Source organism: Pseudarthrobacter sp. MOO14 (genome assembly GCF_058267675.1).
The window spans coordinates 1,073,130-1,091,128 of sequence record NZ_CM177849.1 but is presented as its reverse complement, the minus strand read 5'-3'; the positions used below and the strand labels follow the sequence as shown (position 1 = coordinate 1,091,128).

The following is a 17,999-nucleotide window of genomic DNA, read 5'->3' as shown; positions in this document are numbered from 1 at the left end:
GACCTGCTTCGCATAGACTTAGGTCTGTGAACCACCAAAAACCCGCGGCCCCCGTCTTAGGGGGCGGCGGGTTTTTGCGTCTCCGGCTCGATCTTTCGTACGACGGCGGTCCCTTCAGCGGGTGGGCGCTGCAGCCGGGCCTGCGGACTGTCCAGGGAGTCCTTGAGGAAGCGATCGAGCTGGTGGTGCGCCGCGCGGTCCGGGTCACCGTGGCCGGCCGTACCGATGCCGGCGTTCACGCCCGCGGCCAGGTGGTCCACCTGGACCTCACTGAAGCTGAATGGCTGGCACTGCCGCGCGGGCACGAACTTGATCCCGCCGTCGCCCTGCTGCGCCGGCTCCGTGGCGCGCTGAACCGTGCCCTGGGCGATCTCCACGGCGCCGTCGAAGTCCATGACATCGCCCTGGCGCCTGTGGGCTTCGACGCCCGCTTCTCGGCCCTCTGGCGGCGCTACAGCTACCGGATCGCGGACGGACCAGCCCTCTGGGATCCGCTGGCACGGTACTTCACGCTGTGGCACAAGAATCCGCTGGATGTCGGCCTGCTCAACCAGGGTGCCTCGCAGCTGCTGGGCCTGCAAAACTTCCTGTCGTTCTGCAAGCCGCGCGAAGGTGCCACCACCATCAGGGAGCTGCAGCGCTTCGAGTTCGCCCGCGGTGACGACGGCGTCATCGTGGCCACCGTGCAGGCCGATGCGTTCTGCCACAACATGGTCCGGGCCTTGGTGGGTTCGGCCCTTTACGTGGGGGAGGGCACCGTGGAACCGGGCTGGCTGCACGAACGGTTGCTCCTGCAGAAACGGGACGCCAAATCAGTTTTGGCCGCCCCGCACCCGCTGGTGCTGGAGGAAGTGGCGTACCCGTCCGACCACGAACTGCTGGCCCGCGCCGAACAGACACGGGCACTGCGCCAACATTAGAACGACGGCGGTGGGCCCTCGGCCGGCAGCGTCACCGTAAAGGTGCTGCCTTGGCCTTCGCCGCTCTGGCACGTGATGGTGCCGCCATGCCGCTCCACGATCATTCGGGTGATGGACAGGCCGAGCCCGGCACCGGGTATGGCGGCCTGACGCGCGGATTCGGCGCGGAAGAATCTGTTGAACACCCTGGCGGCGTCCTCCGCTGACATCCCCATGCCGGTGTCCTTGACGCTGAGTGAGACCCACTGGGCGTCCGCTTCGGCGCTGATGCTCACCGTACCGCCGTCGGGCGAGTATTTGATGGCGTTGGACACCAGGTTGTCCAGTACCTGGCCGATCCGGAGCGGATCAGCGTAGGCCCAGAGCGGCGAGGGGACCTCGGCGGCGAACTCCACGTGGGACCGCTGCGCCGACGCCTGCGCGGAGCCGAGGCTGGTCTCCACCAGGCTGGCGAGGTCGGTCCGTTTCGGGTGGACGTTCATGGTGGTGGACGCCGAGGCCGTCAGGTCAGCCACCAGGTCGATCATCCGCTCCGCGTTGCGCTGCACCACCAGGAGGCGTTTGGCTGCGTGCGGCGGCAGGTCGGCAATGTCGTCGAGCACCAGGTCCACGTTGCCGATGATCGAGTTCAGCGGGTTCTTGAATTCATGCGACACGTTGGACACCAGGTCCTGGTTTGCCGCCAGCGACTCGACCCAGCCGGTGACGTCGCTGTACACCACCACGGCGCCGGTGAGCCTGCCGTCCTCGCCCACAAGCGGACGGGCCGCGGTGGAGACTGCCCGCTGTTCCGGGCCCTCGCCCGCCCACACCAGGTAGTCGGCGAAGGATTCCCCGGCCATCGCCCGGCTGATGGGCCGCCGGTCCGGGGGAAGCAGGGTCCGCCGGTCCTGGCCGTAGATCAGCTGGTGACCCTGGCCGGGAACTTCCTCGTCGGCGCCGGTGACCCGGCGGAAGTTGCGTTGCCTGCTGTTGGAGACCAGGAAGTGGCCTGATCGGTCGACGGCGGCTATGCCGACGTCGGTGGCGTCCAGCACCGTTTCCAGCAGCTTCTCCCGTTCCCGGCTTGCGTCCAGCAGTTCACGGAGTTCCCGGTCCTTTTCGGCGAGTTCGCGTTGCTGCAGCCGCAGGTTCACGCTCGCGAAGCGGATGGCCAGCGAAACCGCGAGCATCATGAGGGGGAAGAGGACCACGGTGGTGAGGTCCGAGGCCGTGACGGACGGGAAGTGGGCCACGGTTGGCGGGACCATGATCAGGAAGGGGCCCACAAAACTGAGCACCAGGCTGGTCCGGGTCAGCATGCCGGAGGCGGACAGCCAGATCACAGGGAAGACCACCAGCACGGCCAGGCCCGGCAGCAGCGGTGCGGCGCCGTTGCGGAGGAACCCGATGGCCGCGAAGTCCAGTACCGGGATCAGCAGGTAAGCCCGGTGTGCCAGGCGTTCCCAGGGGATCAGGAAACAGGCGAGGAACAGGACTGCGTGCAACGCAATGCCTGCCAGGTACAGGGGGCTGTGCGTGAGCGACGGCCAGGCAAGGGGGGTGGCTACGGCAATGATGGCCACAATGACCGTGATGGGGAGTTGGCACAACGCCACTTGGGCGCGGGTTCCCAGCCTGCGGAAGATGCGGCCGGGTCCCCGGTGGAACAATGGCTCAGCCATGTTTCTGACTCGTACCCCTTACGTGTGGAAAGCAAAGTGCCCGGGAGGCCTTCTCTATTGCTCCCATACCGGGCAGGTACCCCTTTCCGCCCATATTGCACATGTCTTGTCATAATAATTGACTTTTCAATTTTTAGGGCCGTTGCGGATGTCATCAGCAGGGCTTACTAGTAGCGTATAAATGGTTGGAGCGGGTATGGCATTGGCGCTGGGCCAATGGGGGGCCATCTCCGCCTGGCGCAGGGATAGCAATGGACGATCTTGGTGTAGCTGTGGTCATCGAAGATGACGCCGATGTGCGGAACCTCCTTGAAGGTGTTTTGACCCAGGCGGGCTTTGAAGTGCATACAGCTGATGATGGGCGGTCCGGGGTAGAGGTGGTCCGCAGCAAGCAGGCCAACGTTGTGACTCTCGATATCGGGCTGCCGGACATTGACGGGTTCGAGGTTTTGCGGCGGATCCGGACCTTCAGCAACGCCTACGTGGTGATGCTGACGGGGAGGACTGAGGAACCGGACCTCTTGTCAGCCCTGAACACCGGGGCTGATGACTACATAGCCAAGCCGTTCAGGCCCAGGGAGCTCCGTGCCCGGGTGGCGGCAATGATGCGCAGGCCACGCCAGGAGGTTAACGGGCCGCGCCCGTCACCTGCCGCGTGGGGCCAAGCAGCGGGTCCTGCCGCCGCGCCCGCCGAGTCCGGAATCCTGCAGCACAACGGGCTTCGCCTGAACCACCGGACGCGCACCGTGGAAGTCAGGGGGGAGCCGCTGGGCCTGACGCGCAGCGAATTCGACCTGCTCCATGTGCTGCTGAAAGGTGGCGGCGCCGTGTGTACCAGGGCTGACCTGGTGCGGGCGGTCCGCGGGGAGTTCTACGACCATGACACCTACATCAGCGAAGCGGACGAGCGGGCCGTCGAAGTCCATGTGGGAAACCTGCGGCGCAAGCTCAAGGAGGACCAGCTGGCGCCGCGCTGGCTGCAGACGGTCCGCGGGGTGGGGTACAGGCTCGCGCCGCGGCGGCCCGACGACGCCTGACCGGACAGCTACCCCTGCTCGAGGATGAAGGTTGACTGGAGCTCGGACACCGTCCGCGCGCCGTCATGGGCAACGCCGGCCATCATGGCCTGCCCCTGGACGAAGTCGCCTTGCCGGATCAGGGCTTCGAGGACCTCGGCGAGCTTGGCGAGCCGGATGCCGCCCACCATGGCGGAACTGATTTTGAGGCTGATTACCGCGTCAAGGGCTGAGGCCTCGTCCTGGCTGTCCACGGCTGTTCCCAGCCGGGCCAGGCGCGTGTCCCACATGGCGGCGTAATCCCGGGCGAAGCGCCGGGCCAGCCCGGACCCTGCGAGTTCGTCGTCGAGTTCATCCAGCACGGATGCATCAATGAGAGGCAAGAGAGAGGCCGCCTTCAGCGAATGGGCCGCACCTGCGGCTGGGATGGACGGCGGCGCGATCCCGGCCGGCGGTAAATCCGCAGCGGGGCTGTTTCCGCTGGAGCCGGGATCGGGATTGTGCATTGTCCAAGGCTACTTCCTGGAAATCCTTCAGTGACCTGTTTCGGATGATTCTGTGTAAACCTTGAGGCAACCTTGCCGCCATGCTGAGCAACCCTACTGGCCAGTAAAGGTGGCGATGGTATTAATGACCGCCGGTCCCAAAATGGCAATAAAGAGCACCGGAAATATAAAGAACAACAGCGGGAAAAGGATCATGACGGGCAGTTTCATGGCCTTTTCCTCGGCCCGCTGGCGCCGCTTGACGCGCATGACCTTGGCTTGGACGCGCAGTACCCGGCTGATGGCGATTCCATACGTGTCGGCCTGCACCACGGCCTGCACGAAGCTGCGCAGTTCGGGAATGCTGGTCCGCTCCGCCAGGGCGATGTAGGACTCCCGGCGGCTGCGCCCCACCTGCATGTCCTGCAGGGTGCGCACCAGTTCCTCGGCAAGGGGGCCTTTGCCGTTCTCACCGGCCCGTGCCATGGCGCCCTCGAAGCCCAGCCCGGCTTCCACCGAAATGAGCATCTGGTCCAGGGTGTTGGCAAGTTCCAGCTGCATGGCCTTCTGCCGTTCCGACCCTTTGCTGTAGAGCATGAGGTCCGGGATGAAGTAGCCAAGAACCATGACGAAGAGTCCGGCCAGCTTCATTATCGGTGAGCTGCCGATCGAGGTCAGGTAAAGGCCAACGGCCGCGCCGGCCACACCAAGTCCGAGCTTGGACCCCAGCACCTTTCCGAGCGGCATGGATGCAGGCCGGCCGGCCAGGGCCAGGAGCCGGTCAAGGAAGGCGACATAAGCGGGGGGAGTCAGGCGCCTGCCCAAGGCCTCGAGGAGTCCCGGCCCTGTTCCGGCGGGGGCAGCGGCAGTGGGCGGCGCACCACGCGAGAGCAACTCGGCGGCAGCGATCCGGCCCTGCTTGTCCACGGTCAGGACGGACCAGGTCAATGCGGCCAGGGGCAGGCAGACCAGCAGGATTGAAAGCACGACGGTCAGGTTCATGGCTTCCTCAGAACTTCAGGTCGATAATCTTGCGCATCCACAGCGCACCGATGGTCATCAGGACGAACGAGGCACCGATCATCACCCAGCCCAGGGGGTGGGTAAACATCGAATTCATGTAGTTGGGACTGACGGCCAGCAGCATGGCCACGATGCCGAACGGCATGGCGATGAGGATGTAGGCCGAGAACTTGCCTTCGGCGGCCAATGCCTTGATGTGGCCCTTGATCTCCGCGCGCTCGCGGATGGTCTCGTTCACCTGGTCCAGCACTTCGGCCAGGTTGCCGCCCACCTCACGGTTGATCTGGATGGCTTGCGAGATCCACACAAAGTCCTCGTTCTTCATCCGTTCGGCGGTGTCGTTCAGTGCTGCCAAAAGGTCGCGGCCCAGGCTGGTCTCGGTGATCACGCGGCGCATCTCTTCCGAGGTGGGTTTTTGCGATTCCATGGCCGCGGCGTCGATGGCGCGCAGGATGCTGTGTCCGGCGCGCAGGCCGCCGGAGAGCAGTTGCAAGGTATCGCCGAGCTGACCGTCGAACGCAGCCCGGCGCTTGCCGGACAGGAACCCGAGGACAAGCTTGCCGGCGAACGGTGCCAGGAGCGCAAGGAGCAGCCCTACCAGGGGTCCCACGGTGACAATGCCCACCAGCATTCCCACGCAGGCTCCGATCCCCACCAGCAGGAAGAATTCCGCCTGGCTCAGCCGCAGCCCCGCGTTCTCCAGTTCCGCCCGGGAGAAGAGATTCACGTTCCGGCCGGCGAGCAGCCGTTCGAAGGACTTGACCCCCGAGAGGGCCAGGCGCGTCAGGGAGGACGGCGGCTGGGGTTCAAAGGGACGACGGCGGTCCAGCGGCACCGAGGGGGCGCCCGGCAGGAGGACTGCGACGCCGAGCAGGCAGATGGCCGCCAGCAGGATGACGGCTCCAATGCCGACGATCATGAGTGTTGCCCCTGCTTCGCGCCCGGTGACAGCGGGCCGGCGAAAACTCCCGGTGAGACATGGATGCCAAGGTCCTCGAACCGGTCGATGAACCGGGGACGGATGCCGGTGGCTACGGGCTTGCCCAGGAAGCGGCCCTGGGCGTCCACGCCTGCGGAGTAGTCGAAGACGAACGCGTCCTGGAGGGTGACGATGTCGCCTTCCATCCCCTGGACCTCGGTGACATGGGTAATGCGGCGGGACCCGTCGCGGAGCCTGGAGATCTGCACGATCAGGTTCACCGCGGAGGCGATCTGTTCACGGATGGCCCGCAGCGGAAGGTCCATGCCGGCCATCAGCACCAGGGTTTCGAGGCGGGCAACGGCGTCGCGGGGCGAGTTGGAGTGCACGGTGGACAGGGAGCCGTCGTGGCCGGTGTTCATTGCCTGCAGCATGTCCAGCGATTCGCCGCCACGGACCTCGCCCACCACGATCCGGTCCGGACGCATACGGAGGGAGTTGCGGAGCAGCTCACGGATGGTCACCTCGCCTTTGCCTTCGGTGTTGGGCGGCCGGCTTTCCAGCCGGACCACGTGGTCCTGCTGGATCTGCAGTTCCACGGCGTCTTCGATGGTGACGATCCGTTCATCGTGCGGCAGGAAGGAGGACAGCACGTTCAAGAGGGTGGTTTTGCCCGTACCCGTGCCGCCCGAAACGATGATGTTGAGCTTGGCCTTGACGCAGGCGTTGAGCAGCTCCGCCATTTCCGGGGTGAGCGTGCCGAAGTCAATGAGGTTGCGGACGGTCAACGGGGTCTTGGAAAACTTTCGGATGGTCAGCGAGGAGCCGCCAACGGCCAGCGGGGGGATGACGGCGTTGACACGGGAGCCGTCTTCTAGGCGTGCGTCCACAAGGGGGGAAGACTCGTCGATGCGGCGGCCCACCTTGGACACGATCCGTTCGATGACTTTGCGGAGGTGTTCCTCTGAGCTGAAGCGCGACTCGGTAAGTGTCAGCTTGCCCTTCCGCTCGACGTAGATCTGGTCCATCCGGTTGACCATGATTTCGGTGACGGCGGGGTCGTCCAACAGGCGCTGGAGGGGACCGTAGCCCAGCACGTCGTCAGCCACGTCGCGGACCAGGCGGGCGCGTTCCTCTGCGCTGAGCGGCACCTGCTCTGCATCGATGATGCGGGTGAGCTCATCCTTGGCGGTGCTCCGCAGTTCCTGCTCGGTGACGGCGGCGTCGTTGAAGCGCGCTCCCATGCGCTCGAACAGTGCGGTGGCCGCCCTGTCCTTCATGGCTGCGAAGACGTCCACGCCAGGTGCCTTGGGCACAAAGGAGGTGCCGGCGTCATGCGTTGAATGCACGACGGCGGCGTGGGCGGGAAGGCGCTTGTCCGTACCGTCGGCGGCGGCGGGGACAGGCGCGGGGGCCGGGTGTGGAGACTCAAGCAGCGCGGTGCCGGCCGGTGCCGGGGGACGGCCCTGGGCCGCGTTGATGCGTTCGGAGAGTTTCATCAGATAACCACCCTTCGGTGAAGCTTCCGTTGGGCCTGTGTGCGCCAGGCCGGGTTGAAGCGCTGGACCAGTTGGCGGAGGCTCTTGACGGCCGGGTCCTTCTTGGAGTCCTGGAGGACGGGGATGCCGCGGTTGGTGGACAATGCCACGGCCCTGGAGCGGGGGACGCTGACGTCCACGGGGGCGCCAATGGTGGATTCGACGTCCCGGACGTTCAGGCCTGCTTTGGCGTCGGCCATGTTCAGGACCACGTGGCGGGATTCGGGCATGATGTCCAGTTGGCGGAGGACTTCCAGGCCGGAACGGAGGCCGCGAAGGCTGGGGATGTCCATGGCACTGACCCAGACCACGTCGGTGCATTTTTCCATGGCGGCCAGCCCGATTTCCGGCATGCCGGGGGCGGTGTCCAGCACCACGTACTGGAACTCCTGGGCCAGCTGGTCCAGGAGGTGGCTGACCTGGTCCGGGGTGATGTGGTCCGCATCCACCGGGTTGGGTGGTGCGCACAGGGCGTAGATGCCGGCCGGGTGCACGGTGAGGAAGGCCTTGAGCACCAGGGAGTCCTGGGCTGCGGCCGGGGTGACGGCATCGGTGACGGTGTGTTCGGGGTTGAGGTAGAGGCCGGAGGCGACGTCGCCGAACTGCAGGTCAAGGTCCACGATGACCACGCTCATGGGCGCCACCTGGCCCAGGCCGATGGCAATGTTGGTGGCCAGGGTGGTCTTGCCGACTCCGCCCTTGGGGGAGAAGACGCCGATAACCAGGCCCTTGCCGTCTCCGGGCTGCTGCGCCTCGGGGCCGCGGTGTCGGGTGGCGAACGACTGGCAGGCGCGCTCCAGCAATACCCGGATTTCGGCGGCGTCCGCCTGGGGGCTGAGGATGTCGCGGATACCCGCCCGCATGGCGTGCAGCAGGCCGGCGGGGTCAACGTCGCTGACCAGGACCAGGCTGAGGCCGGGCAGCTGGACGTCGAAGACCTTGGCGAACCGGAGTGCTTCCTCGTACGGAACATCCGGGCCGATGATGAGCACCTCGGGTTGCTCCTGGTTGAGGAGGGAGAACAGTTCCGCAGGGCCCGCCGGAAGGATATCGCTCGAGATGGTCTGGACATTGCCGCGCAAGCCGTTGACGACGGCGGCGCGCAGCTTCTGGTCGAAGTCGCCGTTGGGGGAGAGGAGGACGAAGCGGCTCACTTGTACACCGTGTCCTTCCTGGCGATGAAGCCGCCGTTGTCCTGGGCGTCGAGGGGTTCCTTGGTGAGCCAGAGATCGCCGTTGTTTGAGGAATAGATGATCTTGGTGGCGTCGATATCGCTGACGGCAACGGTGACCATGAACGACCCCTGCGGGAGGGTGGTGTCCTGCGGGTTGGTGCCGTCTGTGGGCTTTGCGCTGGGTTGCGGGGCACGCTGGACGGCGGTGACGAGGACTTTTCGGAGGGTGAGCTGGGTGGTGGCTTCGCCTGCTTTTGCCTTCTCCGCAGCGAAGCTGAAACCAATGCCTACATGGTCGCCCGCGTCGATCCTGCCGCCCACCACGCGCTTGGGTTCAAGCTCAAAGGTGACTTCCTGCATGCCTGTGGGCACTTTGATGGCAGCACTTGACTTAGCGTCCGCCGGGTCAACCAGACGTTCGGCAAGGAGTTGCTCTCCCGGGACGAGGTCCACGGCGGCCACTTTTCCAGTCGAGCTGTCGAGGTTTTTCAGGGCGGTTTTTGAAACAGCCGTTGCGGGCACCTGCTGCACCGCAACTGACGCCTTTACGATATCGAGGGAGGAGCCGGCCGGTACGGCCTTGGTCACCACAAGCACCCCGACGGGATCCATGTCCTTCATGGCGCGGGCATCGGCGCCCTGGGCGTACGCGATGATGAGGACCGCTCCGATGATGGCCAGCACCACTGCTGATACACCGGCCAACATACGTGACTTCACTGACTGCTCCTGTTGCTTCTGGCTAGGGGGTGAGGCGTACGATCGAGGCCCCGTAATTCGGGACGCTTCCCAGCGCGAACGCTTGAGCCAAGGACACGAACTTGACGAAATAGCCGCGGATCGTTTTGTTCTGGATACTGCCGCCGGTGGACCAGTTGTAGCTGGCAAAGTGGTAACCGGTGATGTGGAACGCGGCGAAGCCCTTCACGTAGTACTTGACGGCGGTGCCAGTGCCTGTCGCCAGATCAAAGAGCGGGAGAAGGACAGTCTGATCGTTCATCTGGTTGAAATCGGTAACAGTGCAGGTTGACGGGGCGCTGGCACCCGGGTCACTGTCGAACCAAATCCCCGAGTCGTTCGATTGGCCTGCGGTCATGGTGACCGAACAGCTTGTCCCGGTGGTGGTAATCCAACCGAATCCGCCCGGAAGTTTGTTGTCGCACGCCGGTGTTTGTTGATCCAGTACCTGGACAACGCCGGTCGATCCGCCGACGGGGATGTCAAGCTTGCAGTAGGCGATTGCCAGAGGCAGGATTGCCGGGCCCTTGGCGGGGGTGCCCCATTGTGCTTTGGAGGTTGCGTTCACTTCGGCCGATGAAATGCCGAGAGCACTGGCGAAAAACAGCGACACCTGGTTGGGAGTCTTGCCGGCTTCCTGGGCACCCGCCGTGACCGTCACGGACTGGTTAGGCAAATCGATCGATGTTGCCTTCATGTTGGTGAGGCCGTCGTTTGCGTTGCCATTGGCAAGACTCGCGGCCAGCGCGGAGGTACTTGTGCAGTCCGGGTCAGCGGTGCTCTTGGCGCACTTCTGAGCGATGGCGAGCGCAGCGGCGTCAGCGCCGTTTCGAACTTGAGTACGCTCTGAATACATCATCGAGACATCAACCGCCACGGCGGCGAAACCAAGGAGAGCCACCATCATGATTGCCACGATGACACTGACGGCACCCTGTTCAGAGCGGGAATTTTTGCGGATCTTCTTCAGCCGCCGCACAACATGGCTCCTTGGCCAGTCATAGTGAACGGTCCGGCTATACCCGTCAGCGTCGACAGTGTGTAGGTGATGGTGACAGCAATCCGGTTACCTGATGAGCAGGTTGTAGTGCCCGTGTCGAGGTTCTTGAAGGTGATGTTTGCATCAGCGAGTACGGGATTTAGGGAGACGGCCGTGTTTTCGGCTGCCGTCCGAGACGCCGCCGGGTCATTGGTTATGGCCATTACCCGAACCCCCTCGCGGGCCGCAGCCGACAGCGATGCCTGGGCGTTGTAGGCCCGGCTGAATTCCATGATGCCAAGGAGCAGCATGATGAGGACAGGAACGACGATGGCGAACTCAACGGCCGCCGCCCCGCGTTCTGATGGCCTCACCATGTGCTGCTTTCCTCTCTAATCACTGTTGTGATGCGTCGATTTGTACGCGTGAAACAGATTGTGCGGTGCAGTTGAGCTGCACCGCACAAACAGCCCGCCGTGACAGGCCGGGGGTCCTGCTTTAGGGGCCGACTTCAGAGATTGGACGTGACGCCGGTGAACATGGTGTTCAGCTGGCCACCCAAGGTGCTTACAGCGACGATGATGACAACTGCGATGAGTCCGACCATGATGCCGTATTCGACAGCTGTTGCGCCCTTTTCTTCGTGGAGGCGGTTCTTGAGGTTGAGGCCGAGGGTATGAAGGGCGGCGATGAGAGACAGCATTTGTTAACTCCTGAGCGAGTAGGCTTGACTGGCCCTACACCAGCACTATGACGAATTTTGTGGGGCCTGATGCGGTGTTGACCGGGTCTTACAGGATCGTGTGCGAAGGCTTTTCAGGGTGTCCCTTTCCTGCGCAGTTACGTGGAATCCCTGACGGAAACGTCGAATGGCCGGCTGTCCGCTTCGGTCGCTTCGACGGGTTGGGTTCGGCGACGTCGAGCAGACGGTTCCAGGCCCTTCGCCCGAGCTAGAGCTTGGCTGTGACGCCGGTAAACATGGTGTTCACCTGGCCACCCAAGGTGCTTACAGCGACGATGATGACGACTGCGATGAGTCCGACCATGATGCCGTATTCGACAGCTGTTGCGCCCTTTTCGTCGCGGAGGCGGTTCTTGAGGTTGAGGCCGAGGGTCTGAAGGGTGGCGATGAGAGAAAGCATTGTGAACTCCTGAGCGAGTGGTTTTGGCTGGTCCTGCACCAGCACTACGACGAAGTTAGCAAGGCTTGATGCGGTGTTGACCGGGTCTTGCAGGATCCTGTGCAAAGGCTTTTCAAGGTGTACCTTTCCTGCGCAATTGCGTGGAAAACCCTGCGTAAGTACAGCGCCTCCCGCTGTTAAGGCAGCAGGTTGTAATACTGGGCGTCGCCGATTTGCTCGGCGTGGTAATGGCTTCTAACCCAGTCCACGATTCTTGCCGACTCTCCGCGGCCTTCAATGGTGAGCGGCGGCAGATCCTGAACCACTACGCAGGCCACCTGATGGTCGGTGACCATTCGCTGAAACTGCTCCAAGGTTGGGAATGGATCGGTGCCGTCAAAACCGCCCAGCGGCAGCACCGATCGCATGCTGGCCAACTGATAGTTGGCTGCTGTCTCAGAGCCCACCATGGCCGCCGCCCATTTGGCAGTGGACGGCGTCGCACGGAGGCGGGAAACGATTCCGGATTCAGGCACGTTGCCGAACATTACTTCAATGAAACTGGCTGGCACATCGGGACCCATCTGCTGACGGTCAGGATGATCCGTGCGTATGCCGAGGATACTGGGACCAGCCACGACGCCTGCACCCTCATGGGGACTCAGAACCGTGTTGATGGACCACACGAAAGGACCGACCAATAGCGCCACTGCCAAAAGTCCTGTTGTCATTTTCCGAAGGGCTGGAAAAGGCGGTGGGACCACAAGAAAGGTGATGGCCACGGACCAAACCAGAAGCGCCACCAAAGGACCCAGCGGGAAATCAGCGGTTGAGCGACTCGCGGAGAGGAAGCTCAGAACCATCGTTATTAAGAGGGTTCCAACCAGCATCCAGCGTGCGCTTCGTCGTCTACTAAGCCTGTATAGGTGCAGCAGGCCTGTCCCTGCGAGGCAGCATAGCGGTGGTACAACAGTCAGGCAGTAATACGGATGGACTATCCCAGACATGAACGCCAAAACCGTTGAAGCGGAGAGAAACCAGAGAACGCACAGACTGAGGAAGGCCCGGTATTTGTGGCTGCCGCTCTGCCGCTTGATATGCCAGACGGCGACGCACATTCCTGCTACAGCCAGGGGCAGGAACCAGCCGAACTGGCCCGAGAATTGCGGTTGAAGGAAACGCTGAAAGCCAGGATCCAGTTTTTCCGCAAGGCTCGCTGTACTGGGAGACATCGTCCGGCTGGCATCCTCTCCGGTGAGGCGGTCCAGACCGTTGTAGCCCAAGCTTAATTCCACCGCGCTGTTAAGACGGGATCCTCCGACGAATGGCCGGCTGGCCGCCGGGACCATCTGCACAAGGACAAACCACCAGCCTCCGGTAACCATTGCGGTGAGCAGGGCGAGCGAGACGCGCGTTATACGCTTCAGGACTGGTCCGCGGGCAAAAGCCAGATAGGTAACAGCGACGGCGGGCAGCAGCAGCGCGATTTGAAGCTGCTTCGTCAGCAGGGCAGCACCCGTGAGCGCACCGGCTAGAATCAGCCACCTTGGCTTGTCGCGGCGAATTGACTCCAAAGCGGTGTAGGCCACGCCGATCATCAGCAGGGTAAGCAGTGCATCTGGGTTGTTGTAGCGGAACATCACCACGGCAACTGGGGTTATGGCGAAAAATGTCGCCACGAGAAGTGCTGCGGCGCTCCCGACATAAGTGCGAACCATCCTGTAAAGCAGGTAGACGCTGGTAATTCCCATCAGGGCCTGCGGCACCAGGATGCTCCAGGGGCTCAGCCCGAAAGCGCGTACGGAAGCCGACATTACCCACAGGCTGAGCGGTGGCTTGTCGACGCTAATGGCGTTGCCTGGATCCGAGGAAGAAAAGAAGAATGCGGTCCAATCCTGTGAGCCGGCCATGGCTGCAGCAGAATAGTACGAGTTGGCCCATCCGTTTCGATCCAGGCCCCAAAGATAGAGCACAGCAGTTAGGGCCAACAGGGCCCACAGCGCCAATGTTTCCCGCCGACGGCCTAGGTACGGTGGGGATGGTGTACCGCCGGTTTGGCGCAAACGAAGCCCTCCTGCTGGAAGCTCAGAGGGGTCCCATGGGTCTGGTGCCGCGGGCTTCAAGAGGCCTGCGCCGTTTGGGCACCTGAGGTCACAACGCGGCTAGCTGCTGCATCGGCCCTGGGAACACGGAAAACCCAGACCCGCAACATGACGAAGCGCATAAGAGTCGCGAGGATATTCGCCGCGGTAAGTGTCACGAGCTCCATCGTAGGGGAGGAGTGCGGGGCAGAGGCGTGCAAAATCAACAGCGACGATGATGTTATTGACCAAGCCAGTGTAAAGACGACAAGTCCTTGGAACTGTTGGGTGAAGAGCTTCTCCGGGCCGTTCATCCCGAAGGTAAAACGGCGGTTAGCGGCCGTATTGCCCACCGCTGTCAGGAGGAGGGCGAGGAAGTTGGCCGGCTGTGCGCCAAAAGGCTCCTGGAACAGCACATAGAGCAGGGCGAAGGCCACAGTTGATATGGCTCCGACAACGCCGAACCGAATAACTTGCCCAAAGAAGCTGGGTCTCGACTGTGGAACCACGGGGCGCCGCCCCAGCTCTGCATAAATGGCTTGAACGGGAATCGACCCCTTCACGAGGGAACCAGCAACCCGAATGAGACCGCGAATGTCATCAACTGCAGTCTGCATGATGTCCACTCGACTGTCAGGATCGTCCACCCAGTCCACCGGGATTTCATGGATCCGAAGGCCCGAGCGCTCCGCGATGATGAGGAGTTCCGTGTCGAAGAACCATCCGTTGTCCTCCACATGAGGAAGGAGCTTCTTCGCGACGTCCGCCCGGATGGCCTTGAAACCGCACTGGGCATCGGAGAATCGAACCTGCATGGTGCGCTTCAGCAGAAAATTATAGGAGCGGGAAATGAACTCGCGCTGCGGGCCGCGGCTAACGCGGGAGCTCTGGCCAAGCCTCGTGCCGATGGAGATATCCGAGTGGCCGGACAATAACGGCGCAACCAATGGCGGAAGTGCCGCCAGATCCGTGGAGAGGTCCACGTCCACATACGCCAAGACTTCCGCGTCGGAGGAACCCCAGGCGTCACGAAGGGCCCACCCTCGGCCCTTCAGGTCTAGCCGACGGTAAGCGACGTTTGGCATACGACCGGCCAGGTTGGCCCCAATCACGGGGGTGCTGTCAGTGCTTGCGTTGTCGGCGATGGTAATCTGCCACGTCACCGCAAATTCGCTGTGGAGATAATTTGCGAGTTCGGTGATGCTTTTTTCGAGTACCGATTCCTCATTGAAGACCGGTACCACAATTTCAAGCGCCAGGCCCCCGTGGCTAAGTTTCATGCTATGTATGCTATGGACGGCTTGGGGGCCGAATGCAGAAACTTGGGGAATACTGATGAACTACTTGGGGAATCCTTGATCTCTTGGCTTGCGGCCCTGCCGGGCTTTTGTGTTGCGGGTGCTGTACTCCTGCTGCCCGGACTTGTTTTTGGCTGGGCCCTGGGCTTACGGCGAATCTGGATGATTTCGCTTGCCCCGGTCCTGACAGCATCACTCGTTGCTGTCTCCACACTTGTTTGCTGGTGGTTGCACGTTGACTGGCAGCTTGGCGTTTTCACCTTTGCCACAGTGGTGTGTGCCGGAGTTACGCTCATTCTGGTCCGTGCAGGGGCGAGACGGTGGCCGAAGTTCTTCTCATGGGATCAAAGAGAAAAACCGGTGGGCCGTGCATACTGGATTGCGCTGCTCACCAGCGGGATCCTCCTCTCTCTTCGATATGCCCAGATCGTTGAGGATCCGGCCAACATCAACCAAGGCATAGACACGCCATTCCACCTCAACCTGGTACAGCAGATCATCGATTCCCGTGACGGATCACCCTTCTCTGTACGGGGGCTCATGGGTGAGTCCGGAGGGTTTTACCCACAAATCTGGCACGCACTTGCTGCACTTATTGCCGAGGCAACCGGGTTACCGGTGGTTGACGCAGCGAACGCCTTAAACTTCGCTGTTGTAGCCATAGCTTGGCCAATCGGTGTACTTTCCTTGGTCAACGTCGTTGTGGGTCCCAAGATGGTCGCTTTGCTATCTGCCGGTATTGCGAGCGCCGGTTTCTTCGCGTTTCCCTTCACTGTCATGCAGAGCCAAAAGAGCGACTTTGGTCCGCTGTTCCCGTACATGCTTGCAGTCACGTTCTTGCCTCCCCTGGTGACGGTTGTGGCCTCGCTACTTGGATTTGGCCGCACGTCACCGGTTCCTTGGCCGCTGGGCCTCACAACGCTCCTTGCCGGGCTGCCCGGGTTGGTTGCCACGCATATGTCGGCTTTGGTAGCCCTTGTGGGTCTTACCTCGGGCTTCACCGCCATGGCAGCTGTGCGGTCTTTCAGGAAAATCAAACAGGCGAGGTCCGGCCCATATCCCTACTTGCAATGGATAGCACTTTGGACAATCGTGTTCACATTCGGCTTGATAGTTTGGGCCGGGGTGCGGCCTTTGACCACTACTTGGGATCCGATTGACACTTTTCCAGCGGCCGTTCGAAGTGTTTTCGAAGTAGCCCCCACACATGGGGACGTAAGCTGGGGCCTTGCGGCGCTCACTCTGCTGGGAACCGGGGTCATATTCGGTCGCGCAAGCGAACGCTGGTTTCTGGCTGCGTACGCCGGCGCCGTCGCGCTTTATCTTGTTGCGGCGGCGCTGCCGCAGCCGCTGGTGAGGCAACTCATTATTGGTGCGTGGTACGGGGACCCACCCAGGCTCGCTGCCCTACTGCCGATTTTCTGGGCCGTCTTTGTCGGCCTGGCGGCGACCTGGTTCTTCGAAAAATTCGGCTCCGACTTCCGCATCAAATGGCTTGGGGTCGTTGCCATCACGGCGGTCGCGGTAACGACCGTAGTGTGGCCAACAAATTCGCAAACGACACCAGGAAGGGAACGCACCTACGCTCTGGCAAGCGACTCGCCGCTGGTGCGTCCCGATGAACTCGAATTGCTGGGACGGCTTAGTACCGAAGTGCCTGAGGGTGCCGTGATGGCTAACAACCCGTGGAACGGCAGTTCTACGGCGTTTGCGATCGCGAACCGGCGTGTGCTCTTTCCCCACGCGTACACCGGTTCGAATGCGGACCGCCTGCTCCTGGCCAAGACGTTAAACCAAGCCACACCTGGCTCTGAGGCTTGCGCGGCGGCAAAAAGGGAGAGGGTTGGATTCCTCCTTGACTTTGGCCAGCACTACATTGACCCGCTACGTACCGAGGTCAATGATTTTCCGGGGCTTAGTGTGCCGGCTAATTCGGCAGCGTTTGTGAAAGTGGACCAACAAGGGGCCGCGGTCTTATATCGATTCGTGGGTTGCGACCTGTAGGCCGCGACTGCCTGTGGTGAATGGTACGGCTTCGCCTATGAACGTAAAACGGACCCCCTCGGTTCTGGGTGCCGAGGGGGTCCGGACTATGGGCGCAAGCTGCGCGAAGTGGTGCTGTGAAGGAATTAGAAGGCGCTCGCGAAGGTCTTCATGACATTGATTGCCGCCGGGCCGATGATCACGATGAAAAGAACCGGCAGAATGGCGAACATCAGCGGGAAGAGCACCTTGACGGGAAGTTTCATGGCCTTTTCTTCTGCCCGCTGCCTGCGCTTTACCCTCATTTGTTTTGCCTGCGTCCTGAGGACCTTTGCGATGGCGATGCCGTAGATGTCAGCCTGAACCACGGAACGGACAAAGGACCTCAAATCGGGTACGTCGGTCCTGGTGGCCAAGGCCTCATAGGCTTCACGCCGGCTTCGGCCAACTTGCATGTCCTGCAGGGTCCGCATGAGTTCAAAGGCCAGTGGCCCTTTTCCGTTTTGTCCTGCCCGGGCCATTGCAGCTTCAAAACCCAAGCCCGCCTCAACCGAAATGAGCATCTGATCCAAGGTGCTGGGCAGTTCCAGCTCGATTGCCTTCTGGCGTTCGGCGCCCCTGCTGTGGACAAGAATGTCAGGCGCGAAATATGCGAGGGCCGCTGCAAGGACTACGAACAGGGCGGCGGACGGCGTAACACTGTTGCTGATGAATAGAATTCCCAAGACTCCGACGAGGAGAGCCAGTGCCGGCTTGGCAATCAGAAGCCGTGGGAGGGGCAGCTGAGCCGGCCGGCCGGCGCGCGCAAGGAGTTTATCCAGCCAAGCAACGTAGCCCTTCGGCGTAACCCTCATGCCGAAAGGAACCGCCGGCTTGGCCTCGGTATGCGCGGAAACGATTGCTCCCGGCACTCCGCTGTCAATCAGGCGGATACCTTTGCCGAGGTTGCTCCGGACCGCCGCAACGCCCCGCCTGTCCACCGCGAGGAAAGACCACGCCAGAAACGAAGTGGGGAACACGATCAGGCCAACAATGAGCCAAGCCATGGTTGTCATTTATT

At 62.3% G+C, this 17,999-nt stretch carries 18 protein-coding genes; 4 read left to right on the top strand and 14 right to left on the bottom strand.

Annotated features, from left to right (window positions below; genetic code table 11):
• The first annotated feature begins 26 nt into the window (after positions 1–26).
• Positions 27–920, top strand: a complete 894-nt coding sequence (locus AC4EEV_RS04990; protein ID WP_491330284.1) for a tRNA pseudouridine synthase A — start codon at positions 27–29, stop codon at positions 918–920.
• Here AC4EEV_RS04990 and AC4EEV_RS04985 read toward each other — a convergent pair.
• Positions 917–2,584 carry a sensor histidine kinase gene (locus tag AC4EEV_RS04985; protein ID WP_491330283.1) on the bottom strand — a complete coding sequence of 556 codons (1,668 nt, stop codon included), beginning with the start codon at positions 2,582–2,584 and terminating at the stop codon, positions 917–919. The two genes, AC4EEV_RS04990 and AC4EEV_RS04985, sit on opposite strands and share 4 nt — an antisense overlap.
• 251 nt (positions 2,585–2,835) lie before the next feature.
• Here AC4EEV_RS04985 and AC4EEV_RS04980 point away from each other — a divergent pair, with 251 nt between their 5' ends.
• The gene (locus AC4EEV_RS04980; protein ID WP_491330282.1) at positions 2,836–3,621 is read left to right on the top strand and encodes a response regulator transcription factor; all 786 of its coding nucleotides are present in this window, start codon (positions 2,836–2,838) and stop codon (positions 3,619–3,621) included.
• An 8-nt stretch (positions 3,622–3,629) separates the two neighbouring features.
• On the opposite strand, the gene AC4EEV_RS04975 is transcribed toward AC4EEV_RS04980, so the two are convergent.
• Positions 3,630–3,983 carry an Hpt domain-containing protein gene (locus tag AC4EEV_RS04975; protein ID WP_231369817.1) on the bottom strand — a complete coding sequence of 118 codons (354 nt, stop codon included), beginning with the start codon at positions 3,981–3,983 and terminating at the stop codon, positions 3,630–3,632.
• Between AC4EEV_RS04975 and AC4EEV_RS04970 the strand changes: the two genes are divergently transcribed.
• Positions 3,973–4,140 (top strand): hypothetical protein, encoded by a 168-nt coding sequence (locus AC4EEV_RS04970; protein WP_491330281.1) that lies wholly within the window; start codon positions 3,973–3,975, stop codon positions 4,138–4,140. The two genes, AC4EEV_RS04975 and AC4EEV_RS04970, sit on opposite strands and share 11 nt — an antisense overlap.
• A 59-nt stretch (positions 4,141–4,199) precedes the next feature.
• On the opposite strand, the gene AC4EEV_RS04965 is transcribed toward AC4EEV_RS04970, so the two are convergent.
• The 11 genes from AC4EEV_RS04965 to AC4EEV_RS04915 form a co-directional block, all read right to left on the bottom strand.
• Positions 4,200–5,087, bottom strand: coding sequence for a type II secretion system F family protein (locus tag AC4EEV_RS04965; RefSeq protein WP_461840496.1), 888 nt, complete (start codon positions 5,085–5,087; stop codon positions 4,200–4,202).
• A gap of 7 nt (positions 5,088–5,094) precedes the next feature.
• Positions 5,095–6,027, bottom strand: a complete 933-nt coding sequence (locus AC4EEV_RS04960; protein ID WP_491330280.1) for a type II secretion system F family protein — start codon at positions 6,025–6,027, stop codon at positions 5,095–5,097.
• Positions 6,024–7,526: a TadA family conjugal transfer-associated ATPase gene (locus tag AC4EEV_RS04955; protein WP_491330279.1), complete on the bottom strand. Its 1,503-nt coding sequence runs from the start codon at positions 7,524–7,526 to the stop codon at positions 6,024–6,026. Before AC4EEV_RS04955 ends, AC4EEV_RS04960 begins: the two co-directional genes overlap by 4 nt.
• Positions 7,526–8,719, bottom strand: coding sequence for a CpaE/TadZ family protein (locus tag AC4EEV_RS04950; protein WP_491330278.1), 1,194 nt, complete (start codon positions 8,717–8,719; stop codon positions 7,526–7,528). The genes AC4EEV_RS04955 and AC4EEV_RS04950 overlap by 1 nt, the downstream gene beginning before the upstream one ends.
• Positions 8,716–9,459, bottom strand: a complete 744-nt coding sequence (gene cpaB, locus AC4EEV_RS04945) for a Flp pilus assembly protein CpaB (RefSeq protein ID WP_491330277.1) — start codon at positions 9,457–9,459, stop codon at positions 8,716–8,718. Before cpaB ends, AC4EEV_RS04950 begins: the two co-directional genes overlap by 4 nt.
• Before the next feature lie 22 nt (positions 9,460–9,481).
• The gene (locus tag AC4EEV_RS04940) at positions 9,482–10,456 is read right to left on the bottom strand and encodes a pilus assembly protein TadG-related protein (protein WP_491330276.1); all 975 of its coding nucleotides are present in this window, start codon (positions 10,454–10,456) and stop codon (positions 9,482–9,484) included.
• The gene (locus AC4EEV_RS04935; protein ID WP_491330275.1) at positions 10,444–10,833 is read right to left on the bottom strand and encodes a TadE/TadG family type IV pilus assembly protein; all 390 of its coding nucleotides are present in this window, start codon (positions 10,831–10,833) and stop codon (positions 10,444–10,446) included. The genes AC4EEV_RS04940 and AC4EEV_RS04935 overlap by 13 nt, the downstream gene beginning before the upstream one ends.
• 134 nt (positions 10,834–10,967) lie before the next feature.
• The gene (locus AC4EEV_RS04930; protein ID WP_491330274.1) at positions 10,968–11,159 is read right to left on the bottom strand and encodes a Flp family type IVb pilin; all 192 of its coding nucleotides are present in this window, start codon (positions 11,157–11,159) and stop codon (positions 10,968–10,970) included.
• A gap of 247 nt (positions 11,160–11,406) precedes the next feature.
• Positions 11,407–11,598 carry a Flp family type IVb pilin gene (locus tag AC4EEV_RS04925; RefSeq protein WP_491330273.1) on the bottom strand — a complete coding sequence of 64 codons (192 nt, stop codon included), beginning with the start codon at positions 11,596–11,598 and terminating at the stop codon, positions 11,407–11,409.
• Between the two features lie 176 nt (positions 11,599–11,774).
• The gene (locus tag AC4EEV_RS04920) at positions 11,775–13,487 is read right to left on the bottom strand and encodes a glycosyltransferase family 39 protein (RefSeq protein ID WP_491330272.1); all 1,713 of its coding nucleotides are present in this window, start codon (positions 13,485–13,487) and stop codon (positions 11,775–11,777) included.
• A 209-nt stretch (positions 13,488–13,696) separates the two neighbouring features.
• The gene (locus AC4EEV_RS04915) at positions 13,697–14,938 is read right to left on the bottom strand and encodes a bifunctional glycosyltransferase family 2/GtrA family protein (protein ID WP_491330271.1); all 1,242 of its coding nucleotides are present in this window, start codon (positions 14,936–14,938) and stop codon (positions 13,697–13,699) included.
• A gap of 3 nt (positions 14,939–14,941) precedes the next feature.
• On the opposite strand from AC4EEV_RS04915, the gene AC4EEV_RS04910 reads away from it, so the two are divergent.
• Positions 14,942–16,960 (top strand): DUF6541 family protein, encoded by a 2,019-nt coding sequence (locus tag AC4EEV_RS04910; RefSeq protein WP_491330270.1) that lies wholly within the window; start codon positions 14,942–14,944, stop codon positions 16,958–16,960.
• Between the two features lie 125 nt (positions 16,961–17,085).
• Here the strand turns inward: AC4EEV_RS04910 and AC4EEV_RS04905 are convergent, their stop codons facing one another.
• On the bottom strand, positions 17,086–17,994 hold the full coding sequence (locus AC4EEV_RS04905) for a type II secretion system F family protein (RefSeq protein ID WP_491330269.1): 909 nt from the start codon (positions 17,992–17,994) through the stop codon (positions 17,086–17,088).
• Positions 17,995–17,999 lie beyond the last annotated feature (5 nt).